The following is a 1,065-nucleotide window of genomic DNA, read 5'->3' as shown; positions in this document are numbered from 1 at the left end:
TTCGCTGAATAGTTACAACAACAGATAATTGGTTTGATAAACTTCTGATGAAAAAACGATTTTATATAATTATAACACATCTTTTTGTAGGCATTTTTGCCTATATCTTTAAATGGCAGCATATTATTCATTGGTTTGATAATGAATATGTTGTTAACCATGAACTTTTAGGAACATACGGAGACTTTATAGGTGGTGTGTTGGGAACTATATTTGCGCTTATAAGTATTCTAATATTAATTCGGACTTTCAACCAACAACGAGCTGTAACAGAAAAGAATAAAGAACAAATAGAAAATCAGCGATTTAATGATTTGTTTTTTGAGTTATTAAGATTATATCAATCAGAAATATCTGAATTATGTGGAACAATACTGCGAGAAAGAGGCAATGAAAGAATAACCATAAATTATAATAATAAAGATTTTTTCGATTTTGAAAAAGAATTGTTACAACGAACTTTTCAGCCAACCACATCCTATGAAGGAAATATAAGAGGTGCTATAAATTTATATATGCTTTTTTATATTAAGCATAGGACAAAAGTTGCAGCATGCTTTAGAACATTATACCGGATATATGATTTGCTGGATAATGCAGAGTTGAAAGAAAAAGTAAAAAAGAACTATCTTAAAATCATACGGGCTCAACTAACAGATAGTGAGTTATTCTTTATTCGGTATAATGGAATGACTTATTATGGAGATAATTTTACCAAATATATAAATAAGTACAATATTCTCAAACATCTTCCTGCATTTGATTTGTTAGAATTTAAAGATTGGTGGAAAGACCTAAACAAAATTGAACGTACAGGAATTAATATTGTTTTTCATAATAGTACAAGACTTCTTAGGCGAATATTATTAAAAAGAGATTCTGATATTGTATTCCGAATTCCGGGTAAAAATCTAAAATATGGATTTGAAATAAAAACCAAAAGTAATTATGAAGTTGAGATAACATTACAAATTGACAACTCGCAAAAAAATAATATTATGGAATATGTTGGGTTTGAAAAATTCACGAATAAAAGAATACAAGCTTTGTTAGATTGTTATCTTA

Annotated in this window: 1 protein-coding gene; it reads left to right on the top strand. The window is 27.8% G+C overall.

Features of this window, described 5'->3' with window-relative positions:
- Positions 1–47: 47 nt before the first annotated feature.
- Positions 48–1,065: putative phage abortive infection protein (locus QZ306_RS10610; RefSeq protein WP_295163677.1), on the top strand; the 1,018-nt coding region annotated here is incomplete at its 3' end.

It is taken from the genome of uncultured Brachyspira sp., from assembly GCF_910588665.1.
Classification (GTDB): domain Bacteria; phylum Spirochaetota; class Brachyspiria; order Brachyspirales; family Brachyspiraceae; genus Brachyspira.
This window is presented reverse-complemented; position numbering and strand designations above follow the sequence as displayed.